The 14615-nt window shown below is 63.2% G+C and carries 11 protein-coding genes; 9 read left to right on the top strand and 2 right to left on the bottom strand.

Annotation, left to right across the window (positions count from 1 at the left end; all coding sequences use genetic code 11):
* The first annotated feature begins 1 nt into the window (after position 1).
* The 7 genes from glgX (at position 2) to J1N02_RS28310 (ending at position 8900) form a co-directional block, all read left to right on the top strand.
* Positions 2-2161: a glycogen debranching protein GlgX gene (gene glgX, locus J1N02_RS28340; RefSeq protein ID WP_027606744.1), complete on the top strand. Its 2160-nt coding sequence runs from the start codon at positions 2-4 to the stop codon at positions 2159-2161.
* A gap of 1 nt (position 2162) precedes the next feature.
* On the top strand, positions 2163-3161 hold the full coding sequence (locus tag J1N02_RS28335; RefSeq protein WP_421148080.1) for an acyl-CoA dehydrogenase: 999 nt from the start codon (positions 2163-2165) through the stop codon (positions 3159-3161).
* Entirely contained in the window at positions 3158-3916 is a 759-nt protein-coding gene (locus J1N02_RS28330) for a PIG-L deacetylase family protein (protein ID WP_421148079.1), read from the top strand. The genes J1N02_RS28335 and J1N02_RS28330 overlap by 4 nt, the downstream gene beginning before the upstream one ends.
* On the top strand, positions 3913-4512 hold the full coding sequence (locus J1N02_RS28325) for an SAM-dependent methyltransferase (protein ID WP_027606747.1): 600 nt from the start codon (positions 3913-3915) through the stop codon (positions 4510-4512). Before J1N02_RS28330 ends, J1N02_RS28325 begins: the two co-directional genes overlap by 4 nt.
* On the top strand, positions 4509-5168 hold the full coding sequence (locus J1N02_RS28320) for a glycosyltransferase (RefSeq protein WP_027606748.1): 660 nt from the start codon (positions 4509-4511) through the stop codon (positions 5166-5168). The genes J1N02_RS28325 and J1N02_RS28320 overlap by 4 nt, the downstream gene beginning before the upstream one ends.
* A 177-nt stretch (positions 5169-5345) precedes the next feature.
* A complete protein-coding gene (locus J1N02_RS28315; protein WP_027606749.1) occupies positions 5346-6107 on the top strand; it encodes a PIG-L deacetylase family protein in 762 nt (253 codons plus the stop codon).
* 249 nt (positions 6108-6356) lie between these two features.
* A complete protein-coding gene (locus tag J1N02_RS28310) occupies positions 6357-8900 on the top strand; it encodes an autotransporter outer membrane beta-barrel domain-containing protein (protein ID WP_092357044.1) in 2544 nt (847 codons plus the stop codon).
* 12 nt (positions 8901-8912) lie between these two features.
* Here J1N02_RS28310 and J1N02_RS28305 read toward each other — a convergent pair whose 3' ends face one another.
* Positions 8913-10319, bottom strand: a complete 1407-nt coding sequence (locus J1N02_RS28305) for an amino acid permease (RefSeq protein WP_027606751.1) — start codon at positions 10317-10319, stop codon at positions 8913-8915.
* 66 nt (positions 10320-10385) lie between these two features.
* Positions 10386-11420: a histone deacetylase family protein gene (locus J1N02_RS28300; RefSeq protein WP_027606752.1), complete on the bottom strand. Its 1035-nt coding sequence runs from the start codon at positions 11418-11420 to the stop codon at positions 10386-10388.
* A gap of 121 nt (positions 11421-11541) precedes the next feature.
* Between J1N02_RS28300 and J1N02_RS28295 the strand changes: the two genes are divergently transcribed.
* Entirely contained in the window at positions 11542-12033 is a 492-nt protein-coding gene (locus J1N02_RS28295) for an Lrp/AsnC family transcriptional regulator (RefSeq protein WP_027606753.1), read from the top strand.
* A gap of 186 nt (positions 12034-12219) precedes the next feature.
* Entirely contained in the window at positions 12220-14382 is a 2163-nt protein-coding gene (locus J1N02_RS28290) for a TonB-dependent siderophore receptor (protein WP_414887166.1), read from the top strand.
* Positions 14383-14615 lie beyond the last annotated feature (233 nt).

Here is a 14615-nt window from a genome sequence, read left to right as displayed (position 1 = left end):
AATGAGCAAACCCCATAAGACCCCTTCGACGCCGGGCAGCGAGCCGTCGCGGATTCGTGAAGGTTTGCCCTTCCCCCTCGGCGCGACCTGGGATGGCCTGGGTGTCAACTTTGCGCTGTTCTCGGCCAACGCCGAGAAAGTCGAACTATGCCTGTTCGACGACACCGGCGAAGTGGAACTCGAGCGCATCGAATTGCCCGAATACACCGACGAAATTTTCCACGGTTACTTGCCCGACGCCCACCCTGGGCTGATCTACGGCTACCGCGTGTACGGGCCGTATGATCCGGCCAATGGTCATCGCTTCAACCACCACAAATTGCTGATCGACCCCTACGCCAAGCAACTGGTGGGCGAACTCAAATGGTCCGAAGCGCTGTTCGGCTACACCATCGGCCACCCGGACGACGACCTCAGTTTCGACGAGCGTGACAGTGCGCCCTTCGTGCCCAAGTGCAAGGTCATCGACCCGGCGCACACCTGGGGCAACGACCAGCCGGTGCGGGTGCCGTGGGACCGTACGATCATCTACGAAACCCACCTGCGCGGCATCAGCATGCGCCACCCTTCGGTGGGCGAAGACGTGCGCGGCACCTGTGCCGGGTTGATGGAAGATGATGTGCTCAAGCACATCCGCCAGTTGGGCATCTCGTCGGTGGAATTGCTGCCGGTGCACGCCTTCGTCAACGACCAGCACCTGCTGGAAAAAGGCATGACCAACTACTGGGGCTACAACAGCATTGCCTTCTTCGCCCCCGACCCGCGCTACCTGGCCAGCGGCAAGATCGCCGAGTTCAAGGAGATGGTCGCGCACCTGCACGAGCAGAAGCTGGAAGTGATCCTCGACGTGGTCTACAACCACACCGCCGAAGGTAACGAACGCGGCCCGACCCTGTCCATGCGCGGCATCGACAACGCCTCGTACTACCGGCTGATGCCCGATGACAAGCGCTTCTACATCAACGACTCCGGCACCGGCAACACCCTGGACCTGAGCCACCCGTGCGTACTGCAGATGGTCACCGACTCCCTGCGTTACTGGGCCAACGAGATGCACGTCGACGGCTTCCGCTTCGACCTGGCGACCATCCTCGGCCGCTACCGCGATGGCTTCGATGAACGCCACAGCTTCCTCGTGGCCTGCCGCCAGGACCCGGTGCTGCGCCAGCTCAAACTGATTGCCGAGCCCTGGGACTGCGGCCCCGGTGGCTACCAGGTGGGCAACTTCCCGCCGGGGTGGGTTGAATGGAACGACCGTTTCCGCGACACCGTACGCGCGTTCTGGAAAGGCGATGACGGCCAACTGGCGGACTTCGCCGGGCGCATGACCGCCTCGGGCGAGATGTTCAACCACCGTGGCCGCCGCCCGTACAGTTCGGTGAACTTCATCACCGCCCATGACGGTTTCACCCTGCATGACCTGGTGTCGTACAACGACAAGCACAACGAAGCCAACGACGAAAACAACCAGGACGGCAGCAATAACAACCTGTCCTGGAACCACGGCGTCGAGGGCCCCACCGACGACCCGGAAATCAACGCACTGCGCCTGCGCCAGATGCGCAACTTCTTCGCCACGCTGCTGCTGGCCCAGGGCACGCCGATGCTGGTCGCCGGTGACGAGTTCGCGCGCACCCAGCACGGCAACAACAATGCCTACTGCCAGGACAGCGAGATCGGCTGGGTCAACTGGGACCTGGACGAGGACGGCAAGGCGTTGCTCAAGTTCGTCAAGCGCCTGATCAAGCTGCGCCTGGCCTACCCGATCCTGCGTCGTGGGCGCTTCCTGGTGGGCGATTACAACGAAGACATCGGCGTCAAGGACGTCACCTGGCTGTCGCCGGCTGGCACCGAGATGACCACCGAGCAATGGGAAGACAGCCACGGCCGTTGCCTGGGCATGCTGATGGATGGCCGCGCCCAGGAAACCGGGATTCGCCGCGCCGGTGCCGACGCCACCTTGTTGCTGGTGGTGAACGCCCACCACGACGTGGTCAATTTCCGCCTGCCGCCGGTGCCGGAGGGTGAGTTCTGGACCTGCATGCTCGACACCAACGAGCCGGCGGTACGTGGCCAGGAACGCTTCGAGTTCGACCACGAGTACGGTGTGACCGGCCGCTCCCTGCTGCTGTTCGAACTGCAGCGTGACGACGAGGTGTGACATGGCACTGCATGGATTCCTTCAAGGCTTCCAGGGCTATGCGGACACGCAGGCCCTGGCCAAGGCCTTGAGGGCACTTCAGGAGGAAGGCCTCGATCAGTTGCCGCTGCCTGGCAGCGGCGACACCCTCGGGCGGTTCAGTCGCCTGGCGCAGGTGGCTGGCCATGACCTGCGCTTGTGCAAGCTGTTCGAAGGCCACACCGATGCGTTGGCGATCATTGCCGAGCTGCGCAGCCCGGCGCCGCCTTTGGGCAGTCTGTGGGGCATGTGGGCCGCAGAACCGCCGAATGCCAAGGTGCAGGTGCGCTGCGAGGGTCATCGCCTGCGTCTGGACGGGCGTAAAGCCTGGTGTTCCGGGGCGGCGGTGCTCAGCCATGGTTTGTTGACGGCGTGGGATGAACAAGGCGGCCAGCAATTGGTCGCGGTGCAGATGGATCAACCGGGCATCACGGTCACCCACGACGGTTGGAATGCCGTGGGCATGGCCGCCACCGGCAGCGTCGAGGTCGTCTTTGACGGTGCCCATGGCCTTGCCGTGGGCGGCCCCGGCGACTACCTCGCGCGCCCCGGGTTCTGGCAAGGCGGCATCGGTATCGCCGCCTGCTGGTACGGTGCCGCACAACGCCTGGCCGAAGTGTTGCGCGATCACTGCAGCAGGCGTTCGGAGCCCCACGCCCTCGCCCACCTGGGCGCGGTCGACAGCACCTTGAACAGCGCTGCCTGTGTGCTGCGGGCCAGCGCTGAACAGATCGATCGCTACCCCAGGGCCAATGCCCGGCACCTGGCCCAGCAAGTGCGCGCGAGCATCGAGGACACCGTCGAGCAGGTCATGCGGCATGTGGGCAGAGCCGTGGGCGCGGGTCCGTACTGCAAGGATCCGCACTTCGCCCAGTTGATGGCGGACCTGCCGGTGTATGTCCGCCAGAGTCATGCCGAACGCGACCTGGCCGGCCTCGGCGAACTGGTCGCCGGGGAACCCACAGGGAGGTGGCAGTTATGAAACCCAACCCTATCGTCGGCCAGGGCACGCCCCTGCAGCGCTGGCAGGACTCGCCGCTGATGGCCGAACTGCCGCAGATCAGCGTCGAACAATTGGTACCCGAGGGCCACCGCGCGGTCATCATCGCCCCACACCCGGATGACGAGGTGCTGGGCTGCGGCGGCCTGTTGCAGGGCTTGGCCGAACTGGGCCGGCCCATTCAATTGATTTCGGTCACCGATGGCAGCGCCAGTCACCCCGGCTCCACCCACTGGTCGGTGGAGCGCTTGAGCGTGGTGCGCCCCCAGGAGTCGGCCCAGGCCCTGTATCGCCTGGGTGTGCCGTTGCACAGCCTGAAATGGTTGCGGGCCGGCTTCAGCGACAGCCAGGTCGCGGCGCGGGAAGAGCAGCTCAGCGCCTTTATCCAGCGCCACCTCAAACCCACGGATGTGGTGTTTACCACCTGGCGCGAAGACGGCCATTGCGACCACGAGGCCGTTGGCCGCGCGAGCGCCAAGGCAGCGCACGCGGTGGGTGCGGCCCTCTATGAGCTGCCGGTGTGGACCTGGCACTGGGCGTCTCCCGAGAACAGCCTGGTGCCCTGGCACCGTGCCCGCAAAATCCCCCTGACCTGTGAAGCCGTCGCGCGCAAGCGCCACGCCATCCATGCGTTCGCCAGCCAGCTGGAGGGTGACCCGCAGATCGGCCTGCCGCCGGTGCTGGCGCCCTATGTGGTGGAGCGTCTGCTACAACCTTTTGAAGTGGTATTCGTATGAGTGTGGCGACACCGTATTTCGATCAACTGTTTGCCGGTAACGACGACCCCTGGGCCTTTCGCCAACGCTGGTACGAGCGTCGCAAACGGGCGCTGACCCTGGCACTGTTGACTCGGCCACGCTATGCCTCGGTGTTCGAACCCGGTTGCGCCAATGGCGAATTGAGCTTCGAGCTGGCCCCGCGCTGTGATCACCTGCTGTGTTGCGACACCGCCTCGGCCGCCGTCGCCCTGGCACGCAGCCGCTTGCTGGGCTTTGCCCATGCCCGGGTGGAGCAGAGCCGCCTGCCCGGGCAATGGCCGACCGGCGAATTCGATCTGATCGTCTTGAGCGAGCTGTGCTACTACCTCGACCGCGATGACCTGTGCCGCTTGATCGATCGCGCCCTCGGCAGCCTCACCGCCAGCGGCCAGGTGTTGGCCTGCCACTGGCGCCCGACGATCGACGGGTGCCCGCAGACCGCCGAACAGGTGCATGCCCTGCTCCATGAGCGGCTGGGGATGCCCCTGGTCGCCACCCACCACGAACCCGACTTTCTACTCGACCTGTGGAGCCGTGACGGCACTTCGGTTGCCACCCTTGAGGGCCTGCGATGATCGGTATTCTGATCCCGGTACATAACGAAGAGGCGCTGCTCGGCGAGTGTCTGGAGGCCGCATTGGTGGCTGCCCGTCATCCAGGCCTGCTGGGTGAAGCGGTGCAGATCCTGGTGCTGCTCGACAGTTGCAGCGACGCCAGTGCGGCGATTGCCGAGGGGTTCCCGGTGCAGCGCCTGGAGGTGCAGGCACGCAATGTGGGCCATGTGCGCGGGGTGGGTGCGCGACACCTGCTCAACCAGGGTGCGCGCTGGATCTCATGCACCGACGCCGACAGCCGCGTGGCCCCCGATTGGCTGGTGGCCCAGTTGGCACTGGGCGCCGACGCGGTGTGCGGCACCGTGACCGTCGACGCCTGGAGCGAAGGGTTCGACCCGGCGGCGCAGATCCGTTACCAGCAGGCGTACCACGCCCGTGACGGCCACCGGCATATCCATGGCGCCAACCTGGGCATCAGTGCCGGGGCCTATGTGCGGGCCGGAGGGTTCGAACCGCTGCCCTGTCACGAAGATGTGCAATTGGTGCGCGACCTCGAGCGCTGCGGGGCGTCCATCGCCTGGAGCCACGCCCCGCAAGTCATCACCAGCGCGCGCCTGGAGGCCCGTGCCCAGGGCGGGTTCGGCGATTATTTGAAGAGCCTGATGTGCGCGTCTTGAAAAAAACGACATTGCAAAATGTAAAAGCGACCAATCCTTGTCTATGCTGATGACGCCTTGCTGGTAATTCAGGGTTGGATTACCACGCGTGCACCACGGCGGAGTCTGTGGTGAATAAATAGAGTCGTCCCGTCAACGGGGCACGACCCAGCATCAATCGACAAGGACGTAACGCCCATGAAGCCTGCCTCCCTCAGTGAAGGCCGTCGCGGCCCCGCGCAAATCTGGAACAGCGCACCGCAGCTGGCGCAAATCCCGCCTATCTCTACCACCTCCCTGGTGCCCGCTGGCGCGCGCGTGGTGATCATCGCGCCCCATCCCGGCGACGAGGTGGTGGCCTGCGGTGGTCTACTGCAATTGCTCAGCACCCTGGAACACCCCCTGCAAATGATCTCCATCACGGACGGCAGTGCCAGCCACCCGGGGTCCCACGTGTGGCCAGCCAGCCGCCTGAGTGTGGTGCGGCCCCAGGAAAGCGCCGAGGCGCTGCGCCGCCTGGGCATGCCCTTGCACAGCCTGAAGTGGATTCGCGGCGGTTTCTGCGACAACGCCCTCGCCGCCCGCGAACCGCAACTGAGCCAATTTATCGCGCGCTACCTGCAACCGGGCGATGTGGTGTTTTCCACCTGGCGCAACGACGGCAATGACGACCATGAGGCCGTCGGCCGTGCCAGCGCCAACGCCTGCAGGCTGGTGGGCGCGCAGCTCTATGAACTGCCGATCTGGGCCTGGCACTGCCCCGCCCGCGAGGGTGCGACGATCCCCTGGCAGCGGGCGCGCAAGGTACGCCTGGACACCTGGACCGTGGCGCGCAAACTCCACGCCGTCCATGCGTATGCCAGCCAGTTGGCGGGCGACCCGCAGATCGGCCTGGCGCCGATATTGGCCCAGGTGCTGCTGGAGCGTATGCGCGAGCCTTACGAGATTGTGTTTTCGTAAGATCGGCAGCTCGTCTATACCTGTCAACTCTGACAGTAGCGCCCTGCACGATGTATGGCTAGGGTGCAAAAAGCGCTGCACCCGTTGAAGTGCAGTCGAGAAAGCCATGCCAACTCCTTGCATTGGCCGGTGTTTTCGAACAGGTAACCCGCACTCCCTGCTCCGTATCGCGTGTCACGTTGTCATGGTCTGGCCTGCACCGGCCTTTGCCGGTGCCGGGGCAACTTTCCCCTCGCACGAGGATGGATCATGCGCTCACGGACTCCGACCCTGTTGTACCTGATTGCCCTGGCGACACTGCCGAGCGCCTCTTACGGGGCGTGCACCATCAGCAACACCGCCGGCGACGACCTCTCTTCCTGCGACAGCGGCACGGCACCAGGCTTTACCGACAGTGCCGGCAATAACACCCTGAACCTCAGCGCCACGGGGCGGATTACCGGGAATGTCACCTATGGCGCCGGCAACGATCTGGTGGATGTGAACGGGCCCAGTGCCGGGATTGATGGCAACCTCAACCAGGGCGATGGCAGTAATATTTTCCGGCTCAACCTGGGCAACATCACCGGCAGCGTCAGCCAGGGCTCGGGCGCGGATGTGGCGCAGATCAGCGGCGGCCAGGCCGGCGCCGTCAGCCAGGGCGCAGGCGTCGACAGCTACGCCCAGAGCGGCGGCAGGATTGCGTCACTGGCCCAGGGCGATGGGCTGGACGACTTCAACATGAGCGGCGGCATCATCGACGGTGCTTTCGAGGATGGCGACCGGGCCAAGATGAGCGGCGGCCGCATTGGCCGAGTCGACATGAAACTCGACAACAACCTGTTCGATATGTCGGGTGGCAGCATCATCGCCAACCTGGTAACCGGCTTCGGCGACGACACCATCCTGATCTCGGGCACGGCCTTCGTCGGCGGCAATATCAGTGTCAGCGGGGGCAACGATCACGTGGCGGTGTCCGGTGGTGACGTCAACGGCCAGATACTCCTCAGCTTTGGCGACGATCACTTCGAATGGACCGGTGGCAACCTGCATTCGTTCGTACTGCTGGGCGCCGGTGACGACACGGCGGTGCTGCAAAACCTGGTCAATACCCAACTGGCCGCGGCGCAGTTGATCGACGCTGGCCTGGGTGTCGACACGCTCACACTGGACAATACCAAGGCAGGCGATCCGGGCCTGTTTTCCAACTGGGAGAGCATTCGGCTGGACAACCAGTCGCAGCTGATCCTGGGCGGAACGCTGAAACTGGGTGACAGCGACACCGGCACGGGCAGCCTGAGCATCGACGGGACCAGTGAACTGTTGATCGGCACCGGGGTGATCGACCCGTTTACGGCCGGCCAACGGGTGAACGTCACCAACAGCGGCACCCTCAACATGACCACCGGCAACACCCGCACCAGCGACACCTTGACCATCAATGGCAATTACACCGGCGACAATGGACGGCTTTTACTGCAAAGCGCCCTGGGCGCGGATGATTCCCCCAGCGACAAACTGATCATCAACCAGGGCACCCTCGCCGGTACCACCGCCATCAGCGTCACCAACCTCGGCGGCGCGGGCGCGGCCACCCTGCAGGACGGCATCCAGGTGGTGCAGGCCCTCAACGGCGCGTCTGGCAGTGGCAGCGCATTTACACTGGCGGGCCCGGTACCTGCCGGCGCGTTCGACTACTACCTGTTCAAAGGCGGTGTCACGGCCGGTACGGCGGAGAACTACTACCTGCGCTCGACGATCCCCGTGGTGCCGCCTGGCCCGGTGATTATCGTGCCGTTACCCACCCCGGTTCCCGGTGAACCACCGCTGCCGCCCAATCCCGGGACCGAACCGATCCCTATTTATCGTCCGGAAGTGCCGATCTACGCTGCGTTGTTTCCCGCCGCACAGCAACTCGTGCAGGGCATGCTCGGCACCTTTCACCAACGCATGGGCGACCAGAGCCAGCAACTGCACAGCGGTGCACTCACGTCGGGTTGGGGACGGACCTACGGCAACAGCACGCGCCAGAGCTTTACCGGGACGGTCAGCCCGTCGCTCGACAGTTCGGTGACCGGCTTCCAGGTGGGTACCGACCTGTACGCCAGCACCTACGACAATGGCCTGACCCAACGCAGCGGGTTCTTCGTCGGCCACAGCACCCTCAAAGGCAACATCAAGGGCTTCAACGGCGGCTGGCAGGACAAGGACGCCGGCAAGACCACCTTGCGCGGGGACAGCCTGGGGGTCTACTGGACGCTGATCGGCGCCAACCAGGCCTACCTCGACCTGGTATTGATGGGCACCCGCTTCGACGGCAATAACGAGTCGGATCGTGGCGTGAAGATGGACACCCGGGGGCACAATGTCACGGCGTCCGCCGAAGTCGGCTGGCCGTTTGCCGGGATGGGTAACTGGGTGGTTGAACCCCAGGCGCAACTGATCGTCGGCAAGACCAGACTGGATAAGCAAAACGACGGGATCTCCGACGTTTCCTATGACGCCGACACTAACGTCACCAGCCGCCTCGGGGTGCGCCTGCGCGGTGACTATCAGGTCCGCAGCATGCCGCTTCAACCCTACGTACGGGCGAATGTCTGGCACACCAGTGCCGGGCAGAACACCGTCACCTTCAACGGTGTGACAGCCATCGACACCGAGCAGAAGTCCACCACCCTGGACCTGGGCGCCGGCGCCACGCTGAAGGTGGCCACGGGCATCAGCCTGTACGGCGAGGTGGGCTACAACCGCAACCTGGACAGCAACACCTTCAACGGCCGCCAGGGCACGGTCGGCCTGAGAATGGAGTTCTAGGGAACCCGTGAATCACCTATGACCGGGATTGACCACCCCGGCCGCCTTGAAGCGTGAAAACTGAAAGGCAATGCCCAGCCAGATAAACCAGGCCGGCATCACGTACAGCGCCAGGCGTGTATCCGGCCGCAACGCCAGCAGGCCGAGGACGAAGGCCATGAAGGCCAGGGAAAACCAGGCCATCGGCACACCACCGGGCATCTTGTAGAGGGATCTGGCGTGCAGGTCAGGGCGCTTTTTGCGGTACGCAATGTAGGACGCGAGGATGGTCGACCAGGTGAAAATCACCAGGATCGCCGACACCGTCGACACAATCGTGAAGGCGGTCATCACCTCCGGCACCACAAACAGCAACACCAGGCCCAGCAGCATCAGCAAAGTGGTGAAGGCCAGGCTGATAAACGGCACGCTGCTTTTCGACAAGCGTCCAAAGATACCCGGGGCGTCCCCCAGGTCAGCCAGGCCGAACAACATGCGGCTGGCGGAGAACACCCCGCTGTTGGCCGACGAGGCCGCCGAGGTCAGCACCACGAAATTGACGATCCCCGCCGCCGCTGGAAAGCCCGCCACCAGGAACAGTTCCACGAACGGGCTCTTGCTCGGCGACACCTGTTGCCACGAAGTGACCGCGATGATGCACGCCAGGGCCAGCACGTAGAACAGGATGATGCGCAGCGGAATCGAGTTGATCGCCTTGGGCAAGGTCCTCTCCGGTGCTCGGGTTTCGGCGGCTGCGGTGCCGATCAGTTCGGTGCCGGCAAAGGAAAAGATCGCCATCTGGAAGCCGGCGAAAAAACCGAACAGGCCATTGGGAAACGCCGCCTGTTTGTCCAGCAAGTGGCTCACGGAGGCCGTGACCCCGGTGGGCGAGACAAACGAGCTGGCAATCAGCACCACGCTCACGCCGATCAGGGTCAGCACCGCGATGATCTTGATGATCGCGAACCAGAACTCCACTTCGCCGAACAGCCTGACCGTCAGCACGTTCAACGCGAACAGCGTCAACAGCATACCCACCGCCGGCATCCATGCCGGCACATGGGGGAACCAGTACTGGAAAAACCCGCCGACCACCACCGCGTCCCCCACCACCGCCACGCTCCAGCTCAGCCAGTACGACCAGCCGAGAAAGAACGCCGCACGCGGGCCCAGGTACGCGCCGGCAAAGTCGGCGAAGCTCTTGAAGTTGAGGTTGGACAGCAGCAGCTCACCCATGGCGCGCATCACGAAGTACACGAACAGCCCGATGATCATGTAGATCAGGATGATCGAGGTGCCGGACAACGCGATGATCTTGCCGGAGCCCATGAACAGGCCGGTGCCGATCGCACCGCCCATGGCCATCAGCTGGATGTGGCGGTTGCTCAGGGTGCGTTGCAATGCAGGCTTTTCACACAGCCCGGACGTGGTTGTTTTCATCACAAAACCTCTTGTTATGTTTTTGAGTTTTGGCAGAAAAAAAATCGAGCGAGTGTTGTTATTAGGTCAGGCAGTCTTGCTTTCGAAGCCGTGCAGGACGTTGACGGCGTTGATGCCGATCTCGTCGACCATGTAGCCGCCTTCCATCACGAACAGCGTCGGCACGCCGACCCCGGCGATGATTTCGCCCATGCTGAGGAAGTCCTGGCTGTCGAGGAGGAAGTGGCTGATGGGGTCGTCCTTGAAGGTGTCGACGCCGAGGGAGATCACCAGCACCTCGGGGGCGAAGTGTTTGAGTTGCTGGCAGGCGTGGTTCAGCGCGGTTTTGTAATGGTCCCACGTGGTGTTTTTCGGCAAGGGGTAGTTCAGGTTGAAGCCCTCCCCCGTACCTGCGCCGCGTTCGCTGTCGGCGCCGGAAAAGTACGGATAGGACACCGACGGGTCGCCGTGCAGGGAAATGAACAGCACATCCGCGCGGTCGTAGAAAATATTCTGCGTGCCGTTACCGTGGTGGAAATCCACATCCAGCACCGCCACGCGCCTGGCACCTTGGGTGATGGCCTGTTGCGCGGCAATCGCGGCATTGTTGAGGTAGCAATAACCGCCCATGTATTCGCGGGCCGCGTGGTGCCCCGGTGGGCGGCACAGGGCGAAGGCGCTGTGATGGCCTTCGTCGATCAGCGCCAGGCCGGTGAGCGCGATGTCCGCGCTGGTCTTGACCGCCTGCCAGGTGGTGGCGGTGATCGGCGAGCCGGCGTCCATGGCAAAGAAGCCCAGTTTGCCGTCGATAAAATCCGGCACCTGCTCATTGGCCAGGTCGCGTACCGGCCACACCAGCGGCAGCGCGTCATGGCGGCGGCCGATGGCGGTCCATTCGGCCCAGGCGGTTTCGAGGAAGCTGACGTAGCGCTCGCTGTGGGCGTTGACGTAGCAGGCGCGCTCGAAGCGGCGCGGCACGATGATATCGCCCAGCCCGACGTGTCGGACGCGGTCACGCACGGTGTCGGCGCGGCTGGGTTGTTCGAATGAGGGCTTGAGCACGCCGTCCTTGAGTTCGGTGCCGTGGTGCAAACGGTGGTCATCACTAAAAACAGTCAGCATTTGGATACATCCGCCAGAAAAAGACAGGGTCTATTTTGTTCTGGGTGAGCAGGGCTTTCTTTGCTTTTACTTCTTACACTGATAGCTTTATCGGGTGTTTTTACCCTGGTTACAGCCAAATATGAAAAATAAAACCAAACAGGTCGTTCTGGACGACACCGATCTCGCCATCCTCGCCCTGCTGCAGGAAGACGCGAGTATTTCCAACGCCCAACTGAGCGAGCGCCTGGCCCTGAGCCTTACCCCCTGCTGGCGTCGGCGCAAACGCCTGGAGGAAGAAGGCGTGATCAAGGACTACCAGGCCAACCTCGATCGCAAGCTGCTCGGCCTGGACATCATGGCGTTTGTGCATGTGCGTTTTGCGATCCACACCGACCACGCGCCGGATGCGTTCGAAGCAGTGGTGAAGGAGCTTCCTCAGGTGCTGGCGTGCCACAAGATCACCGGCGACGCGGATTACCTCTTGCAGGTGCTGGCGGAGGATCTGGACAGCTACAGCGAGTTTGTGGAAAGCGTGCTGCGACGGCAGCTGGGGATTGCGTCGATCCAGTCGAGCCTGGCGCTGCGCGAGGTGAAGGCGACGAGTCGGATGGCGATTCCGAAGCGCGATTGAACACGCAAAAAAAGCACTCGCCGACGGCAGGTAATGGCCAAAAGCCTGCCCTGCAGATGTGAAAAATTCGTTAACTAATTCTCCCCAAAGGCTTTTTCCGACAGGTTTAATCTGCCAAACTAATGCGAATAATTATCAACAGATTTATTATTCGCCAAGGACGGCACTTAGGGGAGAGTCCGTTCCATGTCTGTGCAACAACACGGCGGTAAAGGTTTTACACCCAGTCTGATTGCTTTGGCGGTGTGTCTCGCCACTTCGCACGCGGCCTTCGCCGCCGACGCTGAAACGCCGGCAACCACCTTGGAACTGGGTGCGACCCAGATCTCCGGCGAGCAGCAACTGGGCGAAACCACCGAGGGTACGCAGTCCTACACCACCGGCGCGATGAAAACCGCGACCAAACTGCCCCTCACCCTGCGTGAAACCCCGCAGGCCGTCACCGTCATCACACGCCAGCGCATGGATGACCAGGGGATGACCAGCATCAACGACGTGGTCAATGCCACGCCTGGGCTATTCCTCAATTATTCCAACGGCCCGGGCCGGCAGTCCTACACCTCACGCGGTTTCGACATCGACAACCTGATGTACGACGGCATTCCCAGCGGCTACAACGGCGTTTCCGTAGGCGCCCAGCCGAACCTGGCGATGTTCGACCGTGTCGAGGTCGTGCGTGGCGCCACCGGCCTGGTGACCGGTGCGGGCAACCCGTCGGCGGCCATCAACCTGGTCCGCAAGCGGCCGCTGGACGAACAGAAAGTCACCCTCACCGGCGCCGCCGGCAGCTGGGATGACTACCGTGGCGAGCTCGACGCCTCCAGCCCGCTCAATGACAGCGGCACCTGGCGCGGCCGGGTGGTCACCTCCTACCGCGACGCCAACAGCTTCATCGACAACGCCGAGTCCTATCACGGCCTGTTCTATGCCGTCACCGAAGCCGACCTGAGCGAAGACACCACCCTCACCCTCGGTTTCTCGAACCAGAAGGACAAGACCAACTACTTCTGGGGCTCGTCGATGATCGGCCAGGACGGCCATCACCTGGACCTGCCGCGCTCCTACAATCCCGGTACCGACTGGGAGAACAAGGACCAGGAAATCAACACGGTCTTCGCCGAACTGCGCCAGCGCCTGGCCAATGACTGGAAGCTTCAGGTCAACGCCAACTACGCCGAACAGAACGCGTTGTTTTCCGGCTCCTACCAGTCGCGCTGGGTCAACAACACCCTGGCGCGCACGGTCTACCAGGCCGCCTACGATGAAAACCAGGCCGGCGTCGACGCCTTTGCCAGCGGCCCGTTCCAGGCATTCGGGCGCACCCATGAACTGGTGGTGGGCGCCAGCCGACGCATCTACGACATGACCACCCACAACTACAGCCCCTACGACACCAACTGGCCCCTCACCGCGGGCAAACCGGACTTCGTCCACACCACGGACGATCGCGAGGTCACCACCCAGGACGGTGTCTACGTGACCACGCGCCTGAGCCTGGCGGACCCGTTGAAGCTGATCCTGGGCGGGCGCCTGGACTGGTATGACTACGATGCCCATGGCAGCAACGACGGCGACTATCACGTCACCCGCAACCTCACCCGCTACGCGGGGCTGATCTACGAGCTGGACGATCACCACTCGGTGTACGTCAGCTACAGCGACATCTTCACGCCGCAGAGCGCCAAGGACACCTCCGGCACTCCGGTCAAGCCGATTGTCGGCAAGAACTACGAGGTCGGCATCAAGGGCGAGTACCTGGGTGGCGCGCTGAATGCGAGCGTGGCGCTATTCCGTGTCGACCAGGAAAACCGCGCCACCCAGGTGACCGTGCAAAACTGCCCACAGACGGAGTGCTATGAGGCCTCCGGCGAGATTCGCAGCCAGGGGATCGACTTCGAACTGCAAGGCGCGCTGACCGAGAACTGGCAGGTCGGCGGTGGCTACACCTACGCGCGTACCCACACCATCAAGGATGAAGCCAACCCGCAGAAGGTCAACAAGCAGTACGACACGGACGTTCCGGAGCACCTGTTCAAGCTGACCACCCGCTACAACTTCCAGGGCCCGCTGGAGAAACTGCGCGTGGGCGGCAACATCTCCTGGCAAAGCCGCCTGTACAACGACGTCAAGCTGGCTGACGGCAGCACCTACCGCCTCCAACAGGGCGCCTACGCCGTCACCGACCTGATGGCCGGCTACAAGGTCAACGACCACCTCGACCTGCAGCTCAACGCCAACAACATCTTCGACCGCCGCTACTACTCCACCATCGCCAACTCCGTGAGCTATGGCGGCGACGCCTACGGCACCCCACGCAACATGATGCTGACGGCCAAGTACAGCTTCTGATCCACCTGGCGAACGGGGGTCCTAAATGTGGGAGCGAGCTTGCTCCCTCCCACATTGCACCCCGCTTGCCACCAGGAATGTGTTCTGCCCCCTCCGAACGCGTTCGCGCTTAAAGTCCCCTCCCCCGATGCCGATAAACTTTTTGGTTTCCCTGCACCCGCAAAGTGCCTGAATGCGGGCCTTAGCTGCACGCCGCATGCTTTGATCCTTGCCAGACCACATGGAGTAAGAGT

This window comes from Pseudomonas sp. NFX5 (assembly GCF_049132125.1).
Taxonomy (GTDB): Bacteria; Pseudomonadota; Gammaproteobacteria; order Pseudomonadales; family Pseudomonadaceae; genus Aquipseudomonas; species Aquipseudomonas marginalis.
This window is presented reverse-complemented; position numbering and strand designations above follow the sequence as displayed.

Excerpts from the sequence above, each read along its gene's own strand:
- glgX (WP_027606744.1), top strand. The coding sequence starts at position 2 with ATGAGCAAACCCCATAAGACCCCTTCGACGCCGGGCAGCGAGCCGTCG.
- J1N02_RS28335 (WP_421148080.1), top strand. The coding sequence starts at position 2,163 with ATGGCACTGCATGGATTCCTTCAAGGCTTCCAGGGCTATGCGGACACG.
- J1N02_RS28330 (WP_421148079.1), top strand. The coding sequence starts at position 3,158 with ATGAAACCCAACCCTATCGTCGGCCAGGGCACGCCCCTGCAGCGCTGG.
- J1N02_RS28325 (WP_027606747.1), top strand. The coding sequence starts at position 3,913 with ATGAGTGTGGCGACACCGTATTTCGATCAACTGTTTGCCGGTAACGAC.
- J1N02_RS28320 (WP_027606748.1), top strand. The coding sequence starts at position 4,509 with ATGATCGGTATTCTGATCCCGGTACATAACGAAGAGGCGCTGCTCGGC.
- J1N02_RS28315 (WP_027606749.1), top strand. The coding sequence starts at position 5,346 with ATGAAGCCTGCCTCCCTCAGTGAAGGCCGTCGCGGCCCCGCGCAAATC.
- J1N02_RS28310 (WP_092357044.1), top strand. The coding sequence starts at position 6,357 with ATGCGCTCACGGACTCCGACCCTGTTGTACCTGATTGCCCTGGCGACA.
- J1N02_RS28305 (WP_027606751.1), bottom strand. The coding sequence starts at position 10,319 with ATGAAAACAACCACGTCCGGGCTGTGTGAAAAGCCTGCATTGCAACGC.
- J1N02_RS28300 (WP_027606752.1), bottom strand. The coding sequence starts at position 11,420 with ATGCTGACTGTTTTTAGTGATGACCACCGTTTGCACCACGGCACCGAA.
- J1N02_RS28295 (WP_027606753.1), top strand. The coding sequence starts at position 11,542 with ATGAAAAATAAAACCAAACAGGTCGTTCTGGACGACACCGATCTCGCC.
- J1N02_RS28290 (WP_414887166.1), top strand. The coding sequence starts at position 12,220 with ATGTCTGTGCAACAACACGGCGGTAAAGGTTTTACACCCAGTCTGATT.